This is a genomic window from Candidatus Krumholzibacteriia bacterium (assembly GCA_029865265.1).
GTDB lineage: Bacteria > Krumholzibacteriota > Krumholzibacteriia > WVZY01 > JAKEHA01 > JAKEHA01.
Genome location: JAOUHG010000026.1, coordinates 16013 through 38351, shown reverse-complemented (window position 1 = coordinate 38351; position 22339 = coordinate 16013). Strand labels below are relative to the sequence as shown.

Here is a 22339-nt window from a genome sequence, read left to right as displayed (position 1 = left end):
GTGCCGGACACCATCGTCAGCATCATGATCGGGGCGGGCCTCGCGGCGGCGTGCGGATTCCGTGTTTTCGTTCCCTTCCTCGTGCTCAGCATTGCCGCCCGGTTCGGACACGTACCGCTATCGTCGGGTTTCGAGTGGATCGCGTCCACGCCGGCACTGGTGGCCTTCGCCAGCGCGACCGTGCTCGAGGTGGGCGCGTACTACGTCCCCTGGCTGGACAATGCGCTCGACACCCTCGCCACGCCGGCCGCGATTCTGGCCGGGGTCGCGGTGACCGCCGCGGTGGTCACGGATCTACCCCCCGTCGTGCGCTGGGGGGTGGCGATCATCGCCGGCGCGGGGATGGCGGGAACGGTGCAGAGCGCCACCGTGCTCACCCGCCTCAAGTCCAGCGTCGTCACCGGTGGCGTTGCGAATCCGGCCGTTTCCACCGGCGAAACGGCAGGGTCCGTCACCGCGTCGGTGCTCGCGGTGCTGGTGCCGGTGATCGGTTTCATCCTGATCACCGGTTTGCTGGTGTTTCTGTTCTCGGCGGCGCGGCGCATGGCACGCGCGCGTCTGGATCGGTGATGAAAGGAGCCGTCATGCCCCAGGGAACCCTCCGCAAATCGAACGACCGCGTCATCGCCGGGGTGTGCGGCGGCCTCGCCGAGTGGCTCGGCTGGCCCGCCAACCGAACGCGTCTCGCGTACGTGGTTCTCTCCGTTTTGAGCGCGGCGTTTCCCGGCGCGCTGGTCTACGTGATCCTCTGGATCGCGATGCCCGACGCCGACGCGTAGGCGCTGTGCCGGCCGTCTCTGGCACGGACGTTGCGGTGTTGCTTCGGGTGCTTCCGGGCCGGGCCGTGCGCCCGGTGCTGGACTCCAGCGCAATCTCAGACAAACGTTGTAATATATTGTGTTATAGTTAGTTATGGATATTGCCAACGACCCTTCCGAATTCCGGCTGGCGACAAGCGCGAGCGTCGGGTACGTGCACCTTCGCGTGAGTGATCTGGACCGATCGCTGGCGTTCTACCTGGACGTGCTGGGCCTGCGCATGGTGAGCGGGGGGCCGAGCACCGCGACGCTGTCTGCCAATGGGCGCGGGCCGGGGTTGATCGTGCTCACCGAAAAGAAGGACGCTCCGCCGCGGGAGCCGCACAGCACCGGTCTCTACCACGTGGCCATCCGGGTGCCGTCGCGGCGTTCTCTCGCCATGGTGATCCGCCACCTCGGCGATGTGAAGTGGCGCATCGACGGATTCGCGGACCACGACGTCAGCGAGGCGGTCTACCTGGCCGACCCGGACGGGAATGGTCTCGAGGTCTACGCCGATCGGCCCGCGGAGTTGTGGCCGTTTCGCAACGGCCAGGTGGAGATGATCACGGTTCCGCTGGATCTCGATTCGGTGCTGGCCGAGCTCTCGGACTGGCCGGGCGATTGGGGTGGAATCGATAGCGCCGCGCGCATCGGCCACGTCCACCTGCGGGTATCGGATCTTGCCCGGACGGAGGCGTTCTATCACGCGGTTCTGGGCATGAGCGTCACCCAGCGCTCCATCGAGGGCGCGCTCTTCCTGGCGGCCGGTGGTTACCATCACCACGTGGGCGCCAACGTGTGGTCGAGCAGCGGGGGCCCGCGCCCGCCGGCCGACGCGCTGGGATTGATCTCCTACAGTATCCTACTGCCCGACGCCGCGTCACTGGACCTGCTCGCGGCCCGTCTGGCCGCGGCCGCCGCGCCTGCCCGCTCGCAGGACTCCGGCCGCATCCGCACCGCGGATCCGGACGGAAACTTCGTGGAACTCGTCATCGCCTGAGCGCGCTGCGCACCACCGCCCGCGGTTTCCTTTTGGTTGTGGCTGGGAGATTGTCCCTAGACGGGGCACGATCATGCCCGACTGCCCGGAGCCGTCGTTAGAAGGCGTAGGTCAGTTCGTGGGCCCGGTTGACCCGCAGCGCCCGGGTCTCAACGTGTCGTCGATAGTACTGTTGCCAGCGCTCCGACAACGCCACCTTCTCAAAGAACAACCGCTCTCTCAGCAGATCCCGAAGCCGCCACGGCCGGCTCGCCAGCCCCACAAGCATCGCCGAGGTCACCCGGCCTCCCTTCTCACGCCGCCGCTTCACGTAGTTGCGCCACACCTGGAAGATCGAGAGCTTCTCGATCGACGCCTGCCGCCGCTTCGCCCACGCAATCGTCTCCCGCTTGTGCGCCGCCGTGCTGTGCCGGATCAAGAGGTCGAGCACGTTGATCTCCCAGAGCGGATTGCGTTCGTCCCTGCGCTGCCTTGATGAAGTGACCTGGTGATCGATCTTCCGGACAACGGCGGCAATGGCGCGAGGATAGGCCCGGTGATCGTCGCTGCGGATCGTTACCGCGTGTCCCCCGCGCACGACGCCTGCCAGCAACTCCCGAACACCCGTCTCCACAGCCCGGGGATGCGCCCGCCCCAGCTCGGCCTCGAGAACCGCACGGTGCGCCCGCTGGTGCGCCGTCATGCGCCCCTTGCGGCGTAACGGACTGTCCGTGTGGTAGAGGAAGTAGCCTGAGGCAACGTCCACCGCCACGTTATGGTGAAACGGAAAGTACTGGCTCCACTCGAAACTCTCGAACCCGTCGATCGCGATCTCGTCAAGGTGCTCGATCCGCGCGAGCTCGTCCGCTTGCAGGAGCAGACAGTGCCGCCCCAGGCGGGCAATGTGATGGGCGATGCTGGTGGGGCTGACACCCAGTGCGCGGGCCATCTGGCGGTTGCCCATGCAGCCGACTACCATCATGACGATACGGGCGATGAGATCAGGGCGCTTCTGCCAGTAGGACGTCGAGAAGGTCTGGGTACTGAAGTGACGCTTGCAGCAGAGACATGTAAACCGCTGGATACGCTGGGGGGAGGTCTGACGCAGGTAGTAGCCCTTGCGCTTGAAGGGCCAGTCATCCGTCAAGGTGTTGAAGTATGTGCAGTTGGGGTTGGGGCAATGGGGAGGAGCCCATCCCGCCGATCCCGGTCCCATGTCCCGGCACTGGCATTCCCCGTGCCAGGGACATTCTCGTGGCCACAACCTTTCCTTTTGAACACGCGGCGCGCGGGGTGTAGCATCCCGGGGTCTGAACGGCCGATACACCTGTCACCCCCGGAGCATCCATGACCACGCACAGGATTCCCGCCGCAGGCGTTCTTCTCCTCCTGGTTCTACTCCCCTCCATTGTGGCGACTGCCGCGGAGCCGCCGGTTGCGGCGCGCCGGCCGCACGAAACCGTCACCCATGGCGATACTCTTCGCGACAACTACTATTGGTTGCGCGAGAAGGAGAGTCCCGAGGTGCGCGCGTACCTCGAGGCGGAGAATGGCTATGCGGCGGAGAAGATGGCGCCTACCGCGGCACTGCAGGCGGAGCTGTACGACGAGATGCTCGCGCGGCTACAGGAGACGGACGTCGACGTGCCCTACCGTTTCGGAGATTTCCTGTACTACTCCCGCACCGAGGAGGGGAAGCAGTACCCCATCCACTGCCGCAGGGGCAGCCGCGCGAATTCGCCGGAAGAGGTCCTGCTGGACGTCAACACGATGGCGGAGGGGCTGGCGTTCTTCCGCATTGGCGACCGCGAAGCCACCGACGACGGCGCCCTGCTCGCGTACACCACCGACACCACCGGCTTTCGCCAGTACGTGCTGCACATCAAGGACCTCCGCACCGGCGAACTGATTGCCGACATCGCCCAGCGTGTATCCGCGGTGGTATGGGCGGCGGACAACCAGACGCTGTTCTTCATCCAGGAGGATCCCCAGACCAAGCGCTGGCACAAGCTCTACCGTTACGTGGCCGGGTCCGCGCCGCCGGAACTCGTCTATGAGGAGACCGACGAACTCTACGACCTCTACCTGCAGCGCTCGCGCAGCGGCGCGTATGTTTTTCTGGTCGCGGCCAGCTCGACCACCAGCGAGGTCTGGTACATGGCGGCGTCGGCGCCCGACGCGGCTCCGATGTCCCTCGCCGGCCGCCGCGAGGGGCACGAGTATTACGTGGACCATTCCGGCGAGCGATTCTTCATCCGCACCAACGACAGCGGACCGAACTTCCGCCTGGTCACGGCACGGGTGTCATCGCCGGACGAGGCCGGATGGGAGCAGGTGTGGGGGGAGCGCGAGGACGTGATGATCGAAGACGTGGACTGCTTCGACCGCTACTACGTGATCACCGAGCGCGCGGACGGCCTGCCTAGGATCCGGGTGGCGGACATCCGGTCGGGGCGTTCCTACGATGTGGCGTTTCCAGAGCCGGTCTACTACGTGGAACTCGGTGACAACCGGGTGTTCAAGACCGAGAAGCTGCGTCTGGTGTACGAGTCCTTCGTTACGCCGGCGTCGGTGTATGACTACGACATGAAGGCACGCAGCTTCGAGCTGCTCAAGGAGAAGCCGGTGCTCGGTTACGACCGCGACAAGTACCGGTCGGAGCGGGTCCACGCGCGCGCCCCCGACGGCACCCTTGTTCCGGTGTCCCTGGTGTACCGGAGCGACAGGAAGCCCCGCAACCGCCCCCTGTTGCTGCTGGGGTACGGGTCGTACGGCTATTCGCTGGACATCTGGTTTTCCTCGGACCGGCTGAGCCTGCTGGACCGCGGCGTCATCTTCGCGATCGCACATGTACGCGGCGGTGGCGAAATGGGGAAGCGCTGGCACGAGGAAGGCCGGCTGATGAGCAAGCACAACACGTTCACGGATTTCATCGCGTGTGCCGAGTACCTGATCGAGAAGGGGTACACGTCGCCTGAGCAACTGGCGATAACAGGCCGCAGCGCGGGCGGGCTGCTGGTGGGTGCGGTGGTCAACATGCGGCCGGAACTCTTCAAGGTGGTTCTTACCGCCGTGCCCTTCGTGGACGTGATGAACACCATGCTGGATCCCACGCTCCCGCTGACCACCGGGGAGTACCTGGAATGGGGCAACCCCAATGAGAAGGCCGCTTACGACTACATGAAGAGCTACTCGCCCTACGACAACGTGGGTCGTCACCCATATCCGGTCATGATGGTGCGCACCTCGTTCAACGACAGCCAGGTGATGTACTGGGAACCGGCCAAGTGGGTGGCGAAGCTGCGCGCCAGCAAGACGGGCGGGAATCTGCTGCTGTTTCGCACCAAGCTGGAGCCCGGCGGCCACGGTGGAGCGTCGGGGCGCTACGATCGCCTGCACGACACCGCCTACGAGTATGCATTCATACTCAGCCAACTGGGCATACCCAACTGAGGAGGACCGATGTCCAAGGTACCTGACACCGATATCGCCCGCTGGGCCGGGTTGCTGGACGATCTGGCCGACCGCGCGGACGCGATTGCGTTGCGCTGGTTCGGTGAGCCGCGCCTGCAGGTGGACGACAAGTCCGACGGTTCGCCGGTGAGTGAGGCCGACCGCGCCATCGAGGCCATGGCGCGCGACGTGGTCGCGTCCGGCTGGCCGGGGCTCGGCGTGCTGGGCGAGGAGCAGGAAGACACCCCCTCGACCAGCGGTGCGCGCCTGATCATCGATCCCATCGACGGCACGCGCAACTTCGTGCGCGGCATTCCGGTGTTTGCGTCGCTGCTCGCCGTGGAACAGGACGGCACGGTGGTCGCGGGCGTGGTTTCGGCGCCGGCACTGGGCGCGCGCTGGCGGGCAGCCCGGGGCGTGGGCGCGTTTCGTGACGGGAAGCGTCTGCACGTCTCTGCGATCAAGGACCTGTCCCGCGCACACCTCTTTCACGCGGATCTGAGTGGCCGCGCCGAGGCGGCGCCGCCGGAACGCCTGCAACCGATCTTCCGGCGCGTGTTGCGCACGCGCGGTTTCGGCGATTTCTACCAGCACATGCTGGTGGCGGAGGGAGCGGGCGAGATCGCCATCGATCCCAAGATGCAACCCTGGGACATCGCCGCGGTGAAGATCATCGTGGAGGAGGCGGGCGGGCGCTCCACCTCCTTCCGGGGTGAGGACACCCTTCATGGCGGGGCGTTGCTCTCGAGTAACGGCCTCCTGCACGACGCCGTCATCGCCGCGCTGTCCGAAGAGGGTGTGCGGGCGGGCCGGGCGTAGGGGGGCCATGCGACCACGGCCGACCCGTCTGGTTCCCCCGGTGTACTTTGCCATTGCCCTCTGTCTCATCGTGCTCGTGGAGCGTCTCGTTCCGGACGTGGTGCGGCTGCCGGCGTTCGCCCGCGTTCTGGGCTGGGCGTCCATGGGGGCGGGACTGGTTCTGTTTGTAACCACCGTGACCGCGTTTCACCGCACCGGAACGCCGCTCAAGCCGTTCAAGGGACCTGGAACCCTGATGACCGGCGGGATGTTCCGCGTCAGCCGCAATCCGATCTACCTGGGTATGACGCTCATGCTGCTGGGTGTGGGCCTGCGCGGGGGCGAGGCGTTGCCGCTCGTGGTGCCGTTCCTGTTTGCGGCGATCATCGAGAAGCGCTTCATCCTGTCGGAGGAGGAGTTCCTCACCGACCACTTCGGCGACGCGTACCGGTCCTACCGTTCCCGGGTTCGCCGCTGGCTCTAGCGGGTGTATGATAGGCGCAGGGTGACAAGGAGGTCGTCATGGGCAGGATCATCGGCGGCGTTGTTCTGGGTTACGCCGTGATGGCGGTGGCCGTCATGGCCACATTCACGGTTGCATACTTTGCGATGGGTGCAGAGCGCGCGTTTCAGGCCGGTTCCTACAACGTATCCGGCGTCTGGCTGGTGGTGAGCACCGTGCTGAGCGCGGTCGCGGCGATGGCGGGGGGTTGGGTGGCGGTTGCATTCGGCCGTTCGCGGCGCGCGCCGTTCATCCTGGCCATCGTGGTGGTCGTGGCCGGCGTGGTGCTGGCGCTCCCCACCCTGAACGCACCCCCGTCGGACGAGGTGCGCACGGGCGAGGTCGGCAACACCGAGGCCATGATGAAGGCGCAGCAACCGCCGGTCGTGACCATTCTCAACCCGATCATCGGCGGAATCGGCGTCATGCTGGGCGCGCGCCTGCGCAAGCCCGATTGACCGTCCCGACTACCCGCAGGTTTCCTGCAAGGAGTGCCGCATGGCCTGGGTGTATCTCGTGATTGCCGGAGTCATGGAGTGGGGATGGCCCATGGGACTCAAGCTCGCCGCCAATCCCGCGCACCGGGTGTGGGCCATCGTGCTGGCGGTGGTGTGCATCCTCCTGAGCGGCTGGTTTCTGTTCCTGGCGCAGCGGGTGCTGCCCATCGGGACGGCGTACGCGGTGTGGACGGGCATCGGGGCGGTGGGGACGTTCGTGCTGGGAATCCTGGTGTTTGGCGAACCCGCGCAACTGGCGCGCTTCCTCTTCGTGGGACTCATCCTCGCCGGCATCCTCGGGTTGAAACTGGCCTCCTGAAAACGAAAGGGGATTCTGATGAAACGCGTGCTTCAGGCCATCGTGGTCGCGCTGGCCGTGGTCGCGCTGGCTGTCAGCGGTGCCGCCGCCCAGCGCGCCAACTCACTCGAGGACGGCGCCTGGGCGCTGCAGTTTGGCATCGAGGGGCAGTTCATCTCGGTGAATTCCTACTCTGGAGGCGTGTCGCTGAAGCGGCACTTCAGCCAGAAGTCCGCCTTCAGAGCGGGGATCAGTGCCAGCGCCGGGGATAGCGAGCGGGACCACAGCGATATTGACCAGGTGGATGGCGCCAACAGCTGGAGTACGGGACTGATCCTCGCCTACCAGCGCTACATCAATCCGCATGCCGACGCCGTGCTTTACTGGGGTATTGGACCGGCGTTCAACTACTCCCACTCCTCCTACAACACAAGCCGGGGGGACAGCCTGTCATCGGAGATAACCAGCAAGCGGTGGAGTGTGGGCGCCGATGCCATGCTGGGTGCAGAGTGGTTTGCGACCCGCGTCATCAGTCTGCATGCCGAGTACTTTGCGGGCTTCGACTACTTCTCGGAGACGGAGAGCATGGAGTCAAACGTCAACGGGTCCCTCGTCTCACGTCAATCCAACCGCGAGGGCTGGTCGACCAGTCTGACCTCGGCGGTGCGATTCGGTCTGAGCGTCTACTTCTGACGGCCGCCGGCTCACACCGTGGCCGGCCGTTTGGACGCGACCTTGCGCACCTGCTCGTTGAGGATCTTCTTGCGCAGGCGGATGGACTTGGGTGTGATCTCCACCAGCTCGTCGTCGGCAATGAACTCCAGCGCGAACTCCAGCGTCATCTCGCGCGGCGGGGTGAGCTGGATGGCGTCGTCTGCACCCGATGAGCGCATGTTGGAGAGCTTCTTCTCCTTGATGGCGTTGACCACCAGGTCGGAACCCTTGTTGTTGGCGCCGATGATCATTCCCTCGTAGACGGTGTCGCCGGGGTGGATGAAGATCTCACCGCGCTCCTCCAGGCTCCACAGCGCAAACGCGACCGCTTTGCCCGGATGCAGCGCGATCTGCACGCCGTTGTTGCGGTGCGGCATCTCACCCTTGTACTCCTGGTACTCGCGGAAGTTCTGGTACATGACGCCGGTGCCGCGCGTCATGGTGAGGAACTCGTTGCGGAAACCGATGAGCGCGCGCGTGGCCACGATGAACTCCATGCGGATGGTGCCCACCGCGCTGTTGATCATCGAGCGCATCTCCGCCTTGCGGCGCCCGAGTGCGTCGATGACGGACCCCTCGTAGCCGGGGTCCACCTCCACCACGACCTCCTCCACCGGTTCCAGCAGCCCCGCGTCGGTCTCCTTGAGGATCACGCGCGGGCGCGAGACCTCCATTTCGTAGCCTTCGCGGCGCATGGTCTCGATGAGAATGGCGAGGTGAAGCTCGCCGCGGCCCGCCACCCGGAAGCGCTCGCCGCCGTCGGCGTCCTCCACCTTGATACCCACGTTGATCATGGCCTCGTGCGCCAGGCGCTCGCGGATGTGGCGCGAGGTGAGGAAACGCCCGCCGTCCTGGCCCGACAGCGGGCTGGTGTTGTGCGAGAAGAACATGGAGATGGTGGGCTCGTCGATCTTGATGAGAGGCAGCGCCTCGGGGCGCTCCGGCGAGGCGAGCGTCTCGCCCACGTGGACGTCGTCGATGCCCGCGATGGAGACGATGTCACCCGCCAGTGCCTCCTTGACCTCGATGCGGTGCAGGCCCTGGTAGCGCAGGATGCGCGTCACCTTGGAGCGTACGATGGTGCCGTCGCGCTTGATGAGCGCGATGGGCGCGCCCATCTTGATCATGCCGTGGGCGATGCGCCCGTTGGCGATACGCCCCACGTACGAATCGTAGTCGAGCATGGTGACCAGCATCTGGAAGGGCTGGTCGAAGTCGGCCACCGGCGGCAGCACGCGGTGCACGATGGTCTCGAGCAGCGGCTTCATGTCGCTGGACGGCTCGTCCAGGTCGAGGGTGGCGTATCCCTGGCGCCCCGACGCGTACACGATGGGGAAGTCGAGCTGCTCGTCGGTGGCGTTCAGTTCGCAGAACAGGTCGAAGGTGAGGCTCGCGACCTCGTCCGGGCGCGCGTGGGGCCGGTCGAGCTTGTTGATGACCACGATGGGCTTGAGGTGCAGCTCCAGCGACTTCTTGAGCACGAACTTGGTCTGCGGCATGGGGCCTTCGAAGGCATCCACCAGCAGGAGCACGCCGTCCACCATGCGCAGGATGCGCTCCACCTCGCTGCCGAAATCGGCGTGCCCCGGGGTGTCGACGATGTTGATGGTGAGGTCCTTGTACTTGAAGGACGCGTTCTTCGAGAAGATGGTGATGCCGCGCTCCTTCTCGAGCGGATTGGAGTCCAGGATGGTGACCTCGCCCTCCTTGAAAAGGTGCGCGCCGCTCTGCCTGAGGAGCGCGTCGACCAGCGTCGTCTTGCCGTGATCGACGTGGGCGATGATGGCGATGTTGCGGACGTCCTTGCGACGCTTCTGGTTGACCATGGTCCTGGTTCCGATCCGCCCCTGGGGGCGCGTGCCGTTCGCCGGCGTTGGCGAGCGCGGGTTGTGGAGTATTGTACTAAAAAGAAGGGCCGACCGACGGCCCTGATTGCACCCCGGGCGGGGAGCACCGTAATATAGGCCAAAGGTGGACCGGTGGCAACGCCGGAAACGAGGCAAAACGCGGGCCCGGGTACGGGGTTGCGCCGGCCGTTGCAGGACGGACAGGAGGGTGATCGGCGGAATGCTGGGATACGTCGCAAGGCGCCTGAAGCGGCACCGCGACCGGCGGACGTTTCGCGAGTACGGGTTCGAGGTCCGGGGGTTCGACCTGGGCCGCTACGGGACCGTGGAATACGCCCAGTGGCTCCACCCCTTCGAGCGACCCAAGTCGTTCGCGCCCGCCGACGTGGACGGGCTCAGGCGCTTCATCCGCGAGGGGGACACCGCCATCGATGTGGGGGCCCACACCGGCGACACCGCGCTGCCCATGGCGCTCGCCTGCGGCGCCGGCGGCCTGGTGATCGCGTGCGAGCCCAACCCGTACGTCTTCAAGGTGCTGGAGGCGAACGCGGCCCTCAACCCGGGCCGCACCCGCATCGCCCCGCTCAATTTTGCGGCCACCGAGTCCGACGGCCGCTATGTGTTCCACTACTGGGACGCGTCGTTCGGCAACGGCGGCAACCTCTCGCGGCTGCACAACCAGCGCCACGGGCATCGCTACCCGCTGGAAGTCGAAGGGCGCGACATGGAGCGCTACCTGCGCGCGCACTTCGCGGAGCGCCTGCCGAGGCTGTCCTTCATCAAGACCGACGCCGAGGGCTACGACAAGGACGTGCTGCGTTCCATGCGCGGGCTGCTGGCGGAATTCCGCCCGGTGGTGGTGTGTGAGGTTCACAAGAAGCTCGACGCCGCAGAGCGAGGGGAACTCTACGACGTGCTGGCCGGCGCCGGCTACGTGATGCGCCGATTTCTCGGCGGAGCGGACCCGGTGGGGGAGGCGGTGGCGGCCGCGGATGTGTCGCGCCGGGCCGGTTTCGACATGCTGGCGCTGCCGTCGGAGCGCGCGGCCGACCTCGTGGACGACACGCCGTGAGCAGCGGCCGCCGGCGCTGGATCCCGCGCGTGAATGCGAGACGTGTTGTGCGGCTTGTCGCCGTCGCCGCCGTGGTGTTCGTGGCGGCCACGCTGCTGCCGGTCGTCATGCTGCGCTGGGTCGACCCGCCGACCAGCGCGTTCATGCTGGAGCGGCGCGCGGCCGGTGTGATGTTTCCGTCGCGCCGCGTTCCCATTGTCTACCAGTGGACGGACTGGAACGCGATTGCGCCGAGCATGGGGCTCGCCGCCATCGCCGCCGAGGATCAGAACTTCCTCGCGCACGCCGGTTTCGACTACGAATCCATTCGCAAGGCCATGGAGCAGAAGCGGCGTCGCGGCGGCATGCGCGGGGCCAGCACCATCACCCAGCAGGTGGCCAAGAACCTGTTCCTGTGGCCGGGCCGGAACTTCGCGCGCAAGGGATTGGAGGCGTGGTTCACGGTTCTCATCGAACTGGCCTGGCCCAAGCAGCGCATTCTCGAGGTGTATCTCAACGTGGCCGAGTTCGGTGACGGTGTGTACGGGGTGGGGGCGGCGTCGCGCCGCTACTTCGACAAGAAGCCGTCGCGGCTGACCCGGCACGAGTCGGCGCTGCTGGCCGCGGTGCTTCCCAGCCCGCGCCGCTTCCATGTCGATCGTCCCACCACGTACGTGCAGCGCCGCTCCTGGTGGATCGAGCGCCAGATGGCGCACCTCGGCAGCGGCCACCTGGCGGTGCTGGATACCCGGGGACGCGGGCGATGAGGGCCTGGCACGTAGCGGGACGCGCCGGCGCCTATCTGTGGGCGCTGCCGGTGACGCTCGCCGGCCTGCTGCTCACCACCCTCGCCCTGCTCAGCGGCGGGCGCGCGCGGGGGGTGGCGGGCGTGATCGAAGCGCACGGCGGCGCGGCCACACTCATTCTCAAGTACATGGTGCCCCTGCGCGGCGGCGCCGCGGCCATGACGCTGGGTCACGTGGTGCTGGGGCGGGATCCGGGCTGCCTGGAGCGAACGCGCGCGCACGAGCGCGCCCACGTGCGCCAATGCGAACGCTGGGGGCTGTTCTTCATTCCGGCGTATGCAATCGCGTCGCTCGCCGCGGCGTCACGCGGACGCCACTACTACCGGGAGAACGTGTTCGAGCGGGACGCGGTGGCCGCGGCGCGCTCAGACCGCCACTGATTCGGCGTCGTCGACGAGGGGATCGAGGCGGGCGTGGGCCGCGCGCAGGGCGGATTCCACCGCGTGTGGATCTGCCGCGCGCGCAAAAATGAAACCCATGTAGAGGAAGCCTTCGGGGAGGGGCTCGAGGCGCTGGCCGGGCCGTACGCTCACGACGATCTCTTCGATGCCGGGGATCTCGGACGCGGCGGCGGTCCCGCGCATGTCGACGAAGACGCCCCGCCGCGGCGACTGCATCATCCACACGCCAGCGGCGTGGCCGGGCGGGGGCGGCGGCGTGCCGAGGATGCCGATTGCGTGCTGCAGGATCACGTCCTCCAGCGTGCGCCCGTCGTCGAAGCGCAGCACACGCGAGCACAGCCCGCCGATGGAACGCGCGTGCACTTCGATGGGAACCACCGTGTCGCCGTGGCCGCGCAGTTCGACGTGTACGGGCCCGTGGGTGATTCCGATGGCGGCCACCGCGCGTTGCGTCATCTCCACGATACCTGCCTGGACCGCTTGCGGGTGACGCGACGGCGTCACGTACATCGTCTCCGGAAAGAACGGCCCCTCCAGGGGATCGGGCTTGTCGAAGATCGCCATCACGTGAACCACACCGTCGGTGACGAGGGCTTCCACCGCAACCTCCCATCCCGGCACAAACGATTCCACCAGCAGGTTCTCGCGCGCCACCGCGTCGTACGCGGGCGACTCTGCCGCCACCATGGGTGCCAGGCGGCGGCACGTGTCCAGCAACGCGGCCGGGTGGTCCACCCGAACCACGCCCCGGCTCGCCGCCATGGCCAGCGGCTTCAGCACCGACGGAAAGGTGAGTCCCGGCAGCGCGTCCTCCGGTGACGCGACCGGAACCAGGCGGAAGTCCGGCACCGGCAACCCGGCCGCGCGCATGCGCAGGCGTCCCAGGTGCTTGTTGAGCGCGGCACGGACCGCGTCGGGCGTGTTGTGCGGGAGCCCCAGGGCCTCGGCGATCACCGCCGCCGCCAGGGTGGCGCGGTCGTCCACCGCCACCACCGCGTCCACCGGGTGCGCGGCGGCAAACGCGCGCGCGTGATAGGCGGCCCGGGACGGATTGGCAAAGTCGAGCACCGGGAGGCTCACCGGGTCGAGGTGCTCAAGCGAACTGGGCGTTTCCGACGCGATGCTGAGTTCGACGGGAAGGCGCTTTGCCGCGCGCACGAAGGCCTCGGCGCGGTAGGTCGAGGTCGGGACCAGCAGCAGCAGACGGGGTTTCATTGCGCGTCGTTCACTTGGACGACGGCGCGTAGTACGGATTGCGTCCCGACGCGTGATCGGTGGTGTCGAGGATCTCGCCCACTTCGGGAACCTCGTCGCGGATGGCGCGCTCCACGCCATATTTGAGGGTGACGCTCACCATGCCGCAGCCCTGACAGCCGCCGCCAAATTCTAGAAACACGGTGTTGTTGTTGACGTCGAGAAGCGATACCACCCCGCCGTGAGACGCCACCGCGGGATTGATCATGGTGTCGAGAACCTGTTGCACACGCCGGCGCAGTTCCTCTGGAGCCAGCTGTCCCGCGCGGACCTCCTCGGCGATGAGCGGCGCCCCGGAGGCGAGCACGTCGCGGATGGCCATGCCGACCTCGGGGATGCGCGTGTCCCAGTCGGCGTCTCCCACCAGCGACAGGCGCACGACGTCGTTGTTGACCAGGATCTCGTTGACCCCCTCGATGTCGAACAGGCGGTCGACGAGCGCGGAGCCGCGGGAATGCTCGCGTTCGCCGAAGAACGCCGACGCGTCGGGGTAGAGGGGCTCACTCGCGCGAAAGGTGCACTGCTCGGGGTGCATGGCGGACTGCGATGCGTCGATGCGCAGGGTACGGCCGCCGGGGAGCTCGAAGTTCAAACTGATGTCTTCCATGGTGGGCTCATGATAGGCAATGGGGCGCGATCCGGCAAGGGCGCACGTTGTGGGCCGGGGAGGCACGGGCGATGCCGGTCCGACGCGATTTCCGCAGCGCGATTGCAAATGTTTCGCGCGAGGACCATGAGCGGAGGACCGGCGTCGCCCGTGCCAGTTGCACCGCGCGCCCCGCAAAGGCGTCCAGAGTCAGAACGGCAGGGAGTCCAACTGACCCCCGGTGGGCTCCGCTCAGCAGAACCAGTCCTCGGTGAGGCGCGGCGCCGGACCGGCGGCGTGGACCATCACCGCCCCCGCGCCGGGTGTGATCAGGTCGCGGATCAGGCGGAAGGTGTCCGCTATGGGCGCGCCGGTGCGCGACGCCTCCTCGGCCAGGCGCGCGATTTCGCGCTGCAGCGCGTCCATGGCCGCGTCGGGGTGGCGCCAGCGCCACGCCGGAATCGCGGGGTCGAAGCCGTCGATACAGGCGGACATGCTCTCGTCGTCGAGCAGCAGCGACCCCTCCGGCAGCAGCAGACGGATGGCGTACTGCACCGGATCAATGTTGGCCACCATGTCCTCGGCGTCCACCATGTCCATCAGGTCGGCCAGGGAGGCGCGTGTTTCCCACGGCGTAAACGGAACCAGCGAGGGGCGCAGGGTAAGCCGGCGGGAGCGGAAGCGGCGAATCACAGCGAGCGCGTCGTCGCGCGTGTGACCCTTGCGCAGGTGCGCGAGGACCGTGTCGTTCAATGATTCGAGCGCCGACACCACGAACATGCAACCCAGCTCCTGCAGTTCGTCGACCACGCGCTCGTGGTTGAGCAGGTGCTCGATCTTGGCGGTGTAGTCGAAGGTCACGCCCGGGAAGCGCCCGGCCATGGCGCGCGCGATGCGCAGCGCGTGGCCGGGACCATTGAGAAAGTCCGGGTCGGCGAAGGTGATGTGGCGCGCACCGCGCGCAACCAGCGCGCCGATATCCGCCAGCACGTCGTCGGGCGGGAGCGCGTAGAACGAACCGCCGTAGGCCGGGGGCAGCGGACAGTGGCGGCACAGGTGCTTGCAACCGCGGGTGGTCTGCGTGTATCCCACCTCGTACCGGTCCTCGCCCACGGCGAGTCGCGCGTAGTGATCGCGGTGGGCGATGGCGTCGCGCGCCGGGCGCTGCACGAGGGTGCGCCCGGGGGAGCGCATGCCGGCATCCGCGTCAGGCACAGGTTCTACCGCGCGCGGGTTCGCGGCCGGCACAATGGCGAGTGCGAGTTCGCACAGGGACGCCTCGTACTCCGCGCCGAGACAGCTGTCGGCAAGGTCCGGCACCAGGTGGCGGCGGTTCAGGCCGGCGTAGAGTCCGTAGAAGCAGATGTGGACGTCCGGGTTGAGGGCGCGCACGCGCCTGGCGACGCGCACACCCAGACGCAGCGCGGTGTGCATGGGCACCGATATCGCCACCAGCCGTGCGCCCGCGAAGGCCGACTCATCGAATGGCTGCACGGCGAGATCCACCAGGCGGGCCTCGATTCCCGCGCGCGCAAGGACCGCGCCCGGCACCACCAGGCCGAGAGGCTCATGACCGAGCTCGTAACACGAGACCAGGACCACGCCTCCGGCGCCAGGCGGGCGAATGTCGGCGGGAGCGCGAGTCATGCGTCGGAGTATAATGACAGCGACGCCGCGGCTCAATGGCGGCAATACCAATTTGACGGGTGTTTGTGTATACTGCGGGCGGGCCGTAACGCGGGAGGGATGATGGCCACACAGGATGTTCACCGCATGCGGCCGGCGAAACTGAAGCCCGGGGTTTCGCTGGACCAGATTCCATCGGTCGATTCGACCGCTCCGGGCAACGATACCGAACGCCACACCATCCGTGGCAAGGCGCTCATCTTATGGGATCCGCGCCGTCCCGGCCAGAAACTCGACGCCATAGACACCGACCAGATCACACCGGCCAAGGACTGCGTGTCCGAGAGCCTGGATGCCCTCGACAAGAACTGGAAGGAAGGCACGTTCCGTTTCCTCATGCCGGACTTTCGCGCGCGGGTACACCGCGGCGAGACGTTCGTTGTCGCGGGAGACCGCTTCGCCATCGGGTCATCGCGCGAGATGAGCCCGGCGGGGCTGCGTGCCATCGCCGACGAAGCCGGCCTGGAGATGGTGATCGTCTGTGGCGAGAACATGGGCGACATCTTCCGCCGCAATTCCTTCAACCTGGGTCTCGAAGTCGTGCAATCGCCCGAGGCGGTGCGCGACGCGCAGGACGGCGACGAATTTTCCTACGACACCCAGACCCGCGCGCTGGTCAACGAAACCCAGTGCAAGGCCTACACGCCGGTGGCATTGGCGGCCAAGGAGGACGAGATCCGGCGCACGGGGGGGATCTTTGCGATCGGCCGCCGCGAGTTCGCCGAATCGGCCCGCAACACACCGGCCATCGAGTGGCCCGACGAGGCGACCGCCCGCCGGCTCACCACGACCGAGCAAATCGCCTGGGCGCACCGTGTGGACAAGTCGGCGCGGGTTGAGCCCGGCAGGACGCTGCGCGTGTACGCAGACCTGCTGCCCTCGTCCGATGGCACCGCGCCGTTCGCGATCCATACCTTCAACGAGATTACCGGCGGCAACACCATCTATCCGCGCCAGGCGGCGATTGCCAACGACCACTTCGTGTTCACCGGTGTCGAGTCCGATCAGAAGCAGACCAACATCGGCCGCGAGTTCGCACGCAAGCACAGCATCGAGAAGCCCTACTACGCAACGCCCGGCGACGGCATCTTTCACTTTTACTTTCCGGAGCAGGGGCTGGTGTACCCGGGGATGTTCATCCCCGGCGCCGACTCGCACAGCCGCGCCTACGGCGCCTATGGTGCGCTGGGCATCGGTGTGGGGTCGACCACGCTCGGCTTCGGCTGGTCCACCGGATACATATTCTTCACGCCGGCGAAGGCGCGGCGCGTGGTGTTCACGGGCCGGCTGCAGCCCTGGGTGAGCGGCAAGGACGTGGTGCTCAAGTTGCTGGAGCGCTGGGGCGCGAAGCAATCGCAGGGCATGTCGGTGGAGCTCGTGGATGCCAACGGCCAGTTGCCCATTGCGTACCGCAACACCATCGCCAACATGATGGCGGAGGCGGAGGCGCTCAACGGCATTTTTGCAGCCGACGATATCACCGAGGCCTGGTTCGCAACCAGGGGCGTGGCGCAACTGCCGTATCCGCGCGTGCGCCCCGGGGAGGATGCGCACTACGAAATCGATGAGACGCTCGACCTCTCCGACGTGGTGCCCATGGTGGCGCGCCCGTTCAGCCCCGGCAACGCGATTCCCGCCGAGGAGATCGCCGTCGACCGCATCAAGTTCGACAAGGCGTTCATCGGTTCCTGCACGAACGGAAGCTACGACGACCTGCTGCAGGCAGCACTGGTTGTGCGGCTCGCACGCGAGGCGGGATACGAACGGTCGCTGGTTCCGCTTATCGTGTTTCCCGGTTCGGGCGGCGTGAAGCGGCTCATCGAGGCGGGCGACCGGCGACTGGGTGGAGAGTCGGTGGCCGATGTGCTGCGTTCGGTGGGAGCGGAGATCCGCGAATCGTGGTGCGGACCGTGCTTCGGTCAGGGTCCGGATGCGCTCAAGCGCGGCGAGCGCGCCATCACGTCCTTCAACCGGAACTGGCAGAACCGCATGGGTGTGGGGGGCGAGGGCTACCTCGCCAGTCCAACGGTGGTGGCGTCATCCGCGCTGGTTGGTTACATGGCACCGCCCAGCGAACTGGGCATCGCCTGGAGCGCCGAGTCGTTCGCGGTCTGACGCGCCCGCGTCAGCTGGAAAGCCGGCGCGCGATATCCACCAGCGGGGCGACGACCGCCAGGACGCCCTCGCGTTCCTTCACATCCACCAGCGCGCCGTCTGCGTCGAAAGCCGTCGCGGCGCGTGCGAGCGCCTTCTGGCCGGGAAGGACGATCATTCCGATGGTTTGCAGAACCCAGCGCGCGTGATACAACCCGCGCAGCCCGCCCAGGGCGCCGTTGGAGGCGGACAGCAGCGCCACCGGCCTTCCCCTGGCCCAGCCCAGGCCCGGCTTTCCGTCCACCGGCCGCGATGCCCAGTCGATGGTGTTCTTGAACAACGGCGTGACGCTGCCGTTGTATTCGGGCAGCGAGAAGAGGAAGCCGTCGTGTGCGGCAAGGATCTCCTTGAGGCGCAGCGCGTTTTCCGGCAGGCCCTCGCGCTTCTCGAGGTCGCCGTCGTAGATGGGGAGCGGGAACTCCCGCAGGTCCAGCAGTGTTACGCTGCTTCCGGATTCGCGCGCCGCGTCGGCGGCAACGGCGATCAGGCTGCGGTTGAACGATCCCGTTCGCAGGCTGCCTGCGAAGGCGGCAATTGAAGGTGTTTCTGGCATGCGGGTTTTTCCTTCCGGTTCGCATTTCGTATAATACCCCCGCTATAATGCTTCCATCCGCGGCCGCGGTCAAATTTCAGGAGGATGTTTCGTGGACATGGAGTATCGAAAACTCGGCCGCTCGGGCCTTAGGATTTCCGCGATCTCGCTGGGTGCGTGGGTCACCTACGGGTCGCAGGTGGGGGAGGACGTGGCCTGGGAGTGCATGACTGCCGCCTACGATGCCGGCGTGAACTTCTTCGACAACGCCGAAGCATACGCCTCCGGAAAGGCCGAAACCGTCATGGGCAACGTGCTGGGCCGCGCCGGCTGGAAGCGTTCCGACCTGGTCATCTCCACCAAGATCTTCTGGGGCGGGCAGGGTCCCAACGATCGCGGCCTTTCGCGCAAGCACATCATCGAGGGAACCGATGCCAGCCTAGGCCGGCTGCAGCTCGACTACGTCGACCTGCTCTTCTGCCACCGGCCGGACCCCGACACGCCCATCGAGGAAACCGTGCGCGCGATGAATCACGTGATCAACCAGGGCAAGGCGTTGTACTGGGGTACCAGCGAGTGGAGTGCCGCCGATATCGAGGCGGCGGTGAAGATCGCTCGGCAGGAGCGCCTCGCCGCGCCGGCGATGGAGCAGCCGCAGTACAACCTGCTGCACCGCGAGCGCGTCGAGAAGGAATACGCGCCGCTCTACGACGACCCGGGTATCGGCACCACCATATGGAGCCCGCTCGCAAGCGGACTGCTGACCGGCAAGTACGACGCGGGCGAACCGGCCGGAACGCGCACCAGTCATCCGGGGATGGAATGGCTCAGGGAAGAAATCCTGGGAGCGGCGGCGCGGCCGAAGATCGAGAAGGTGAAGCGCCTCAAGCGGGTGGCCGACGAAATCGGGTGTACACGCGCGCAGCTCTCCATTGCGTGGTGTCTGAAGAATCCAAACGTGAGCAGCGTGATCACCGGCGCGACACGGCGATCGCAAATGATTGAAAACCTGGGCGCGCTCGAGGTGGTTCCCAGGCTGACGCCGGATGTGATGCGCGGGATCGAAGAGGTATTTGCGTCCTGACGTTGGGAGTGCGACAAAAAAAGATCCCGGGCGAAACCCGGGATCTCTTTCAAGCGCTCAAGAATTGAACGCCATAGTGCAGGGAGATGAACTTTAGCACCCGGCCCCGGGCCGATCAAGCGGGAAAATGGTTCGGCGAGTTATCCCGTTGTGCTAAAACAGGTTGCGCGTTTGTTTTTCTTCCGGTGGCGACGGTATGCGTACTTCCCCCCGCGACGCCCCGGCAGGGTTTGACAGGCGGGAAAGCACTGTGTTAATTGTATGCGCTGCCAGCGGTTAGCAACCGCGGCCCCGGCTGTCGGCGCCGTTGCGCCGCCAGCCCGTTTTGTGTCCGCCGAGAGTCGCAGCGTGCGTCGCCGGCGGGTCACGAACTCCCGAAGCAGGTTTTTTCGATGAGCAATCCCCGCACTGTGAACGTGTCGCGTGTGCCAGTCACCGCTCCCGATCCCGTTGCCGATGCATTCCGCCGCTGGGGCTATCTCCTGGCCTCAATAGATCCGCTGGGCCGCATGCAGACCATTGAGCATCCAGACATCACCGACGCGCGTTCCCTGGGTGATCCGGGAGAGGTGGAGCGACTGGCCGGCGTCTACTGCGGCACGGTGGGTTTCGAGTTCATGCACATGGTGGACCGTGAGCGCGTCGAGTGGATGCGCGAGACCATCGAGGCCGGGCAGCCGGATGTGGATTCGCGCTGGGTGCTGGGACGGCTGATGGAAACGGAACTGTTCGAGAAGTTCCTGCACCTGAAGTACGTCGGCAGCAAGCGGTTCTCGTGTGAAGGCGTTGCGGGGATGATCCCGCTGCTGGACAGCATTCTGGACGCGTCCGGCGGGCTGGGTGCCGAGTATCTCTACATCGCCATGAGCCACCGTGGGCGACTGAACGTGATGAAGAGCATCGTCAATATACCCATGGAGGACATATTTGCGGGTATCGAAGATGTCGATCCGCGCAGCGTACTCGGCAGTGGCGACGTGAAGTATCACATCGGCGCCACCGGCCGCTACAAAACGCGTTCCGGCCACGCCATCGAAGTGCACCTGTCCACCAATCCATCGCACCTGGAAGCGGTGGACGCGGTAATCATGGGCCGAACCTATGCGCGCCAGGAACGCTGGGGGGCCAGCGGCGTGGATCGTATCCTGCCGGTGACGCTGCACGGTGACGCGGCCTTCGCGGGGCAGGGAATCACCGCGGAGACGCTGAACTTCGCGGACATTCCCCACTACACGGTGGGAGGGACGATCCACGTGTTGGTGAACAACCTCATTGGATTTACCGCGGAGCCGAAGGAGCTGCAGAGCACGCGCTTCTCATCGGATGCGGCCAAGCGCCTGTCCATTCCCATCCTGCACGTCAACGCCGAAGATCCGGTGGCGATCTGGTGGGCGGGGCGTGTCGCCGCGGAGTACCGGCATCGATTCAAGAGCGACGTGGTGGTGGACATCATCGGTTTCCGCCGCTACGGCCATAGCGAAATCGAGGACCCGACCATCACGCAGCCGCTCCTGTACGAGAAGATCGCAAAGCACCCTCTGGCGTGGGAAGTGTGCGCGCAGCGCCTGGGGCTCGACGAAGCCACCATCGAGCAGATGAAGGGACAGGCCACGCGCGGCCTGAGCGAGGGGCAGGAGAAGGGGCGGGCCTACGAGAAGCGCCCCGTGTTCTGGAAGTTGCCCGAGTTCTGGGGCCGGTACCACGGCGGACGCTACGACGCGCGCTTCGAGGTAGAGACGGCGATTCCCCGCGAGCGGATCCGCCTCCTTGGAGAGGCGATCACCAGTGTCCCCGCGGATTTCACCCCGCATCACAAGATCGCCAAGGTGCTGAGGCAGCGCGTGGAGATGTTCGAGGGCAAGCGCAGAGTCGACTGGGGAATGGGGGAGGCGCTGGCGTTTGGCTCCATCGTCACCGAGGGTGTTCGCGTGCGCCTCACCGGACAGGACTCGCGGCGCGGAACCTTCAACCACCGGCACGCGGCGCTGATCGACGTGAAGACCGGCGCCGACTACCTGCCCGTGGCCCACATTGCGCCCGACCAGGCGCCCTTCGTGGCGGTGGACAGCCCCCTGTCCGAGGCGGCGGCGATGGGTTTTGAGTACGGTTACAGCCGTGAGTTTCCTGATGCACTTGTGCTGTGGGAGGCCCAGTTCGGCGATTTCGCCAATGGCGCACAGGTCATCATCGACCAGTTTGTGAGCGCCGGTGAAGACAAGTGGAACCTGCTGTCCGGCCTGGTGCTGCTGCTTCCACACGGGCACGAAGGCCAGGGGCCGGAACACTCCAGCGCGCGTATCGAGCGTTTCCTGCAGCTCGCCGCGCAGGACAACATGCAGGTCTGCCAGCCCTCGACGTCCGCGCAGTATTTTCACCTGCTGCGCCGCCAGGTGCTTCGTTCCTGGCGAAAGCCCCTGGTGCTGTTCATGCCCAAGAGCGTTCTGCGCGTCGAGTCGGCATGTTCGCCGCTGGAAGAGTTCAGCGACGGCGCGTTCCGGCCGGTGCTGGGCGATACGGAGGCCAGCGACGTGCGCGTCGTCCTGTTGTGTTCCGGCAAGATAGCGCACGAACTGCGCGCGGAACGCGCCTCACGCGGGGCAATGGATCGCGCCATCGTTACCATCGAACAGTTCTACCCGTTCCCGGAGGAGGCGCTGGCCGCGGAGTTGAAGCGATACCCGGAGGACGCAAAGATCGTATGGGTGCAGGAGGAAGCGGCCAACATGGGCCCGCTGTCCTACCTGCGGCCCTGGTTCAAGCGGATCGTCAAGAACCGCCACGTGACCAGCATCAAGCGCTACGAGAGTGCGAGCCCGGCCACGGGCTCAGCGAAGGCGCACGCGCTGGAGCAAAAAGCCCTCATCCGACTCGCCTTCGCCTGACCGCATCGGTCCCGG

At 66.4% G+C, this 22339-nt stretch carries 21 protein-coding genes; 15 read left to right on the top strand and 6 right to left on the bottom strand.

Annotated features, from left to right (window positions below; all coding sequences use genetic code 11):
* From OEX18_11410 to OEX18_11400, 3 genes are all read left to right on the top strand, one after another.
* On the top strand, positions 1 to 570 hold the full coding sequence (locus OEX18_11410) for a DUF4126 domain-containing protein (protein ID MDH4337868.1): 570 nt from the start codon (positions 1 to 3) through the stop codon (positions 568 to 570).
* 14 nt (positions 571 to 584) lie between these two features.
* Complete coding sequence (locus tag OEX18_11405; protein ID MDH4337867.1) at positions 585 to 779, top strand: PspC domain-containing protein; 195 nt, start codon at positions 585 to 587, stop codon at positions 777 to 779.
* A 133-nt stretch (positions 780 to 912) separates the two neighbouring features.
* Positions 913 to 1800, top strand: coding sequence for a VOC family protein (locus OEX18_11400; GenBank protein ID MDH4337866.1), 888 nt, complete (start codon positions 913 to 915; stop codon positions 1798 to 1800).
* A 97-nt stretch (positions 1801 to 1897) separates the two neighbouring features.
* Here OEX18_11400 and OEX18_11395 read toward each other — a convergent pair whose 3' ends face one another.
* Positions 1898 to 2926, bottom strand: a complete 1029-nt coding sequence (locus OEX18_11395; protein MDH4337865.1) for a hypothetical protein — start codon at positions 2924 to 2926, stop codon at positions 1898 to 1900.
* Between the two features lie 200 nt (positions 2927 to 3126).
* Here OEX18_11395 and OEX18_11390 point away from each other — a divergent pair, with 200 nt between their 5' ends.
* From OEX18_11390 to OEX18_11365, 6 genes are read left to right on the top strand one after another with little or no spacing between them, the layout of a single operon-like run.
* On the top strand, positions 3127 to 5232 hold the full coding sequence (locus OEX18_11390; protein ID MDH4337864.1) for a S9 family peptidase: 2106 nt from the start codon (positions 3127 to 3129) through the stop codon (positions 5230 to 5232).
* Positions 5233 to 5241: 9 nt separating this feature from the next.
* Positions 5242 to 6051, top strand: a complete 810-nt coding sequence (locus tag OEX18_11385) for a histidinol-phosphatase (protein MDH4337863.1) — start codon at positions 5242 to 5244, stop codon at positions 6049 to 6051.
* 7 nt (positions 6052 to 6058) lie between these two features.
* Positions 6059 to 6514, top strand: coding sequence for a phosphatidylethanolamine N-methyltransferase family protein (locus OEX18_11380; GenBank protein ID MDH4337862.1), 456 nt, complete (start codon positions 6059 to 6061; stop codon positions 6512 to 6514).
* Positions 6515 to 6552: 38 nt separating this feature from the next.
* Positions 6553 to 6990, top strand: coding sequence for a hypothetical protein (locus tag OEX18_11375; protein ID MDH4337861.1), 438 nt, complete (start codon positions 6553 to 6555; stop codon positions 6988 to 6990).
* 40 nt (positions 6991 to 7030) lie between these two features.
* Positions 7031 to 7348, top strand: coding sequence for a multidrug efflux SMR transporter (locus OEX18_11370; GenBank protein MDH4337860.1), 318 nt, complete (start codon positions 7031 to 7033; stop codon positions 7346 to 7348).
* Positions 7349 to 7366: 18 nt separating this feature from the next.
* A complete protein-coding gene (locus OEX18_11365; GenBank protein ID MDH4337859.1) occupies positions 7367 to 8020 on the top strand; it encodes a hypothetical protein in 654 nt (217 codons plus the stop codon).
* An 11-nt stretch (positions 8021 to 8031) separates the two neighbouring features.
* Here the strand turns inward: OEX18_11365 and typA are convergent, their stop codons facing one another.
* Positions 8032 to 9867 carry a translational GTPase TypA gene (gene typA / locus OEX18_11360; GenBank protein MDH4337858.1) on the bottom strand — a complete coding sequence of 612 codons (1836 nt, stop codon included), beginning with the start codon at positions 9865 to 9867 and terminating at the stop codon, positions 8032 to 8034.
* A gap of 241 nt (positions 9868 to 10108) precedes the next feature.
* Here typA and OEX18_11355 point away from each other — a divergent pair, with 241 nt between their 5' ends.
* From OEX18_11355 to OEX18_11345, 3 genes are read left to right on the top strand one after another with little or no spacing between them, the layout of a single operon-like run.
* Positions 10109 to 10960 (top strand): FkbM family methyltransferase, encoded by an 852-nt coding sequence (locus OEX18_11355; protein ID MDH4337857.1) that lies wholly within the window; start codon positions 10109 to 10111, stop codon positions 10958 to 10960.
* A gap of 20 nt (positions 10961 to 10980) precedes the next feature.
* A complete protein-coding gene (mtgA, locus tag OEX18_11350) occupies positions 10981 to 11706 on the top strand; it encodes a monofunctional biosynthetic peptidoglycan transglycosylase (GenBank protein ID MDH4337856.1) in 726 nt (241 codons plus the stop codon).
* Complete coding sequence (locus OEX18_11345; GenBank protein ID MDH4337855.1) at positions 11703 to 12125, top strand: hypothetical protein; 423 nt, start codon at positions 11703 to 11705, stop codon at positions 12123 to 12125. Before mtgA ends, OEX18_11345 begins: the two co-directional genes overlap by 4 nt.
* Here the strand turns inward: OEX18_11345 and OEX18_11340 are convergent.
* From OEX18_11340 to OEX18_11330, 3 genes are all read right to left on the bottom strand, one after another.
* Positions 12111 to 13361 (bottom strand): ATP-grasp domain-containing protein, encoded by a 1251-nt coding sequence (locus tag OEX18_11340; protein ID MDH4337854.1) that lies wholly within the window; start codon positions 13359 to 13361, stop codon positions 12111 to 12113. The genes OEX18_11345 and OEX18_11340 overlap by 15 nt on opposite strands.
* A 10-nt stretch (positions 13362 to 13371) precedes the next feature.
* Positions 13372 to 14007 carry a NifU family protein gene (locus OEX18_11335; GenBank protein ID MDH4337853.1) on the bottom strand — a complete coding sequence of 212 codons (636 nt, stop codon included), beginning with the start codon at positions 14005 to 14007 and terminating at the stop codon, positions 13372 to 13374.
* Positions 14008 to 14238: 231 nt separating this feature from the next.
* Positions 14239 to 15633 carry a CUAEP/CCAEP-tail radical SAM protein gene (locus OEX18_11330; protein ID MDH4337852.1) on the bottom strand — a complete coding sequence of 465 codons (1395 nt, stop codon included), beginning with the start codon at positions 15631 to 15633 and terminating at the stop codon, positions 14239 to 14241.
* 126 nt (positions 15634 to 15759) lie between these two features.
* On the opposite strand from OEX18_11330, the gene OEX18_11325 reads away from it, so the two are divergent.
* Positions 15760 to 17787 (top strand): aconitase family protein, encoded by a 2028-nt coding sequence (locus tag OEX18_11325; GenBank protein MDH4337851.1) that lies wholly within the window; start codon positions 15760 to 15762, stop codon positions 17785 to 17787.
* 10 nt (positions 17788 to 17797) lie between these two features.
* Here the strand turns inward: OEX18_11325 and OEX18_11320 are convergent, their stop codons facing one another.
* Positions 17798 to 18379 carry an NAD(P)H-dependent oxidoreductase gene (locus tag OEX18_11320; GenBank protein ID MDH4337850.1) on the bottom strand — a complete coding sequence of 194 codons (582 nt, stop codon included), beginning with the start codon at positions 18377 to 18379 and terminating at the stop codon, positions 17798 to 17800.
* Between the two features lie 97 nt (positions 18380 to 18476).
* On the opposite strand from OEX18_11320, the gene OEX18_11315 reads away from it, so the two are divergent.
* Together OEX18_11315 and OEX18_11310 are read left to right on the top strand one after the other, a co-directional pair.
* Positions 18477 to 19442 carry an aldo/keto reductase gene (locus OEX18_11315; protein ID MDH4337849.1) on the top strand — a complete coding sequence of 322 codons (966 nt, stop codon included), beginning with the start codon at positions 18477 to 18479 and terminating at the stop codon, positions 19440 to 19442.
* Between the two features lie 392 nt (positions 19443 to 19834).
* The gene (locus OEX18_11310) at positions 19835 to 22324 is read left to right on the top strand and encodes a 2-oxoglutarate dehydrogenase E1 component (GenBank protein MDH4337848.1); all 2490 of its coding nucleotides are present in this window, start codon (positions 19835 to 19837) and stop codon (positions 22322 to 22324) included.
* The last annotated feature ends 15 nt before the right edge of the window (positions 22325 to 22339 follow it).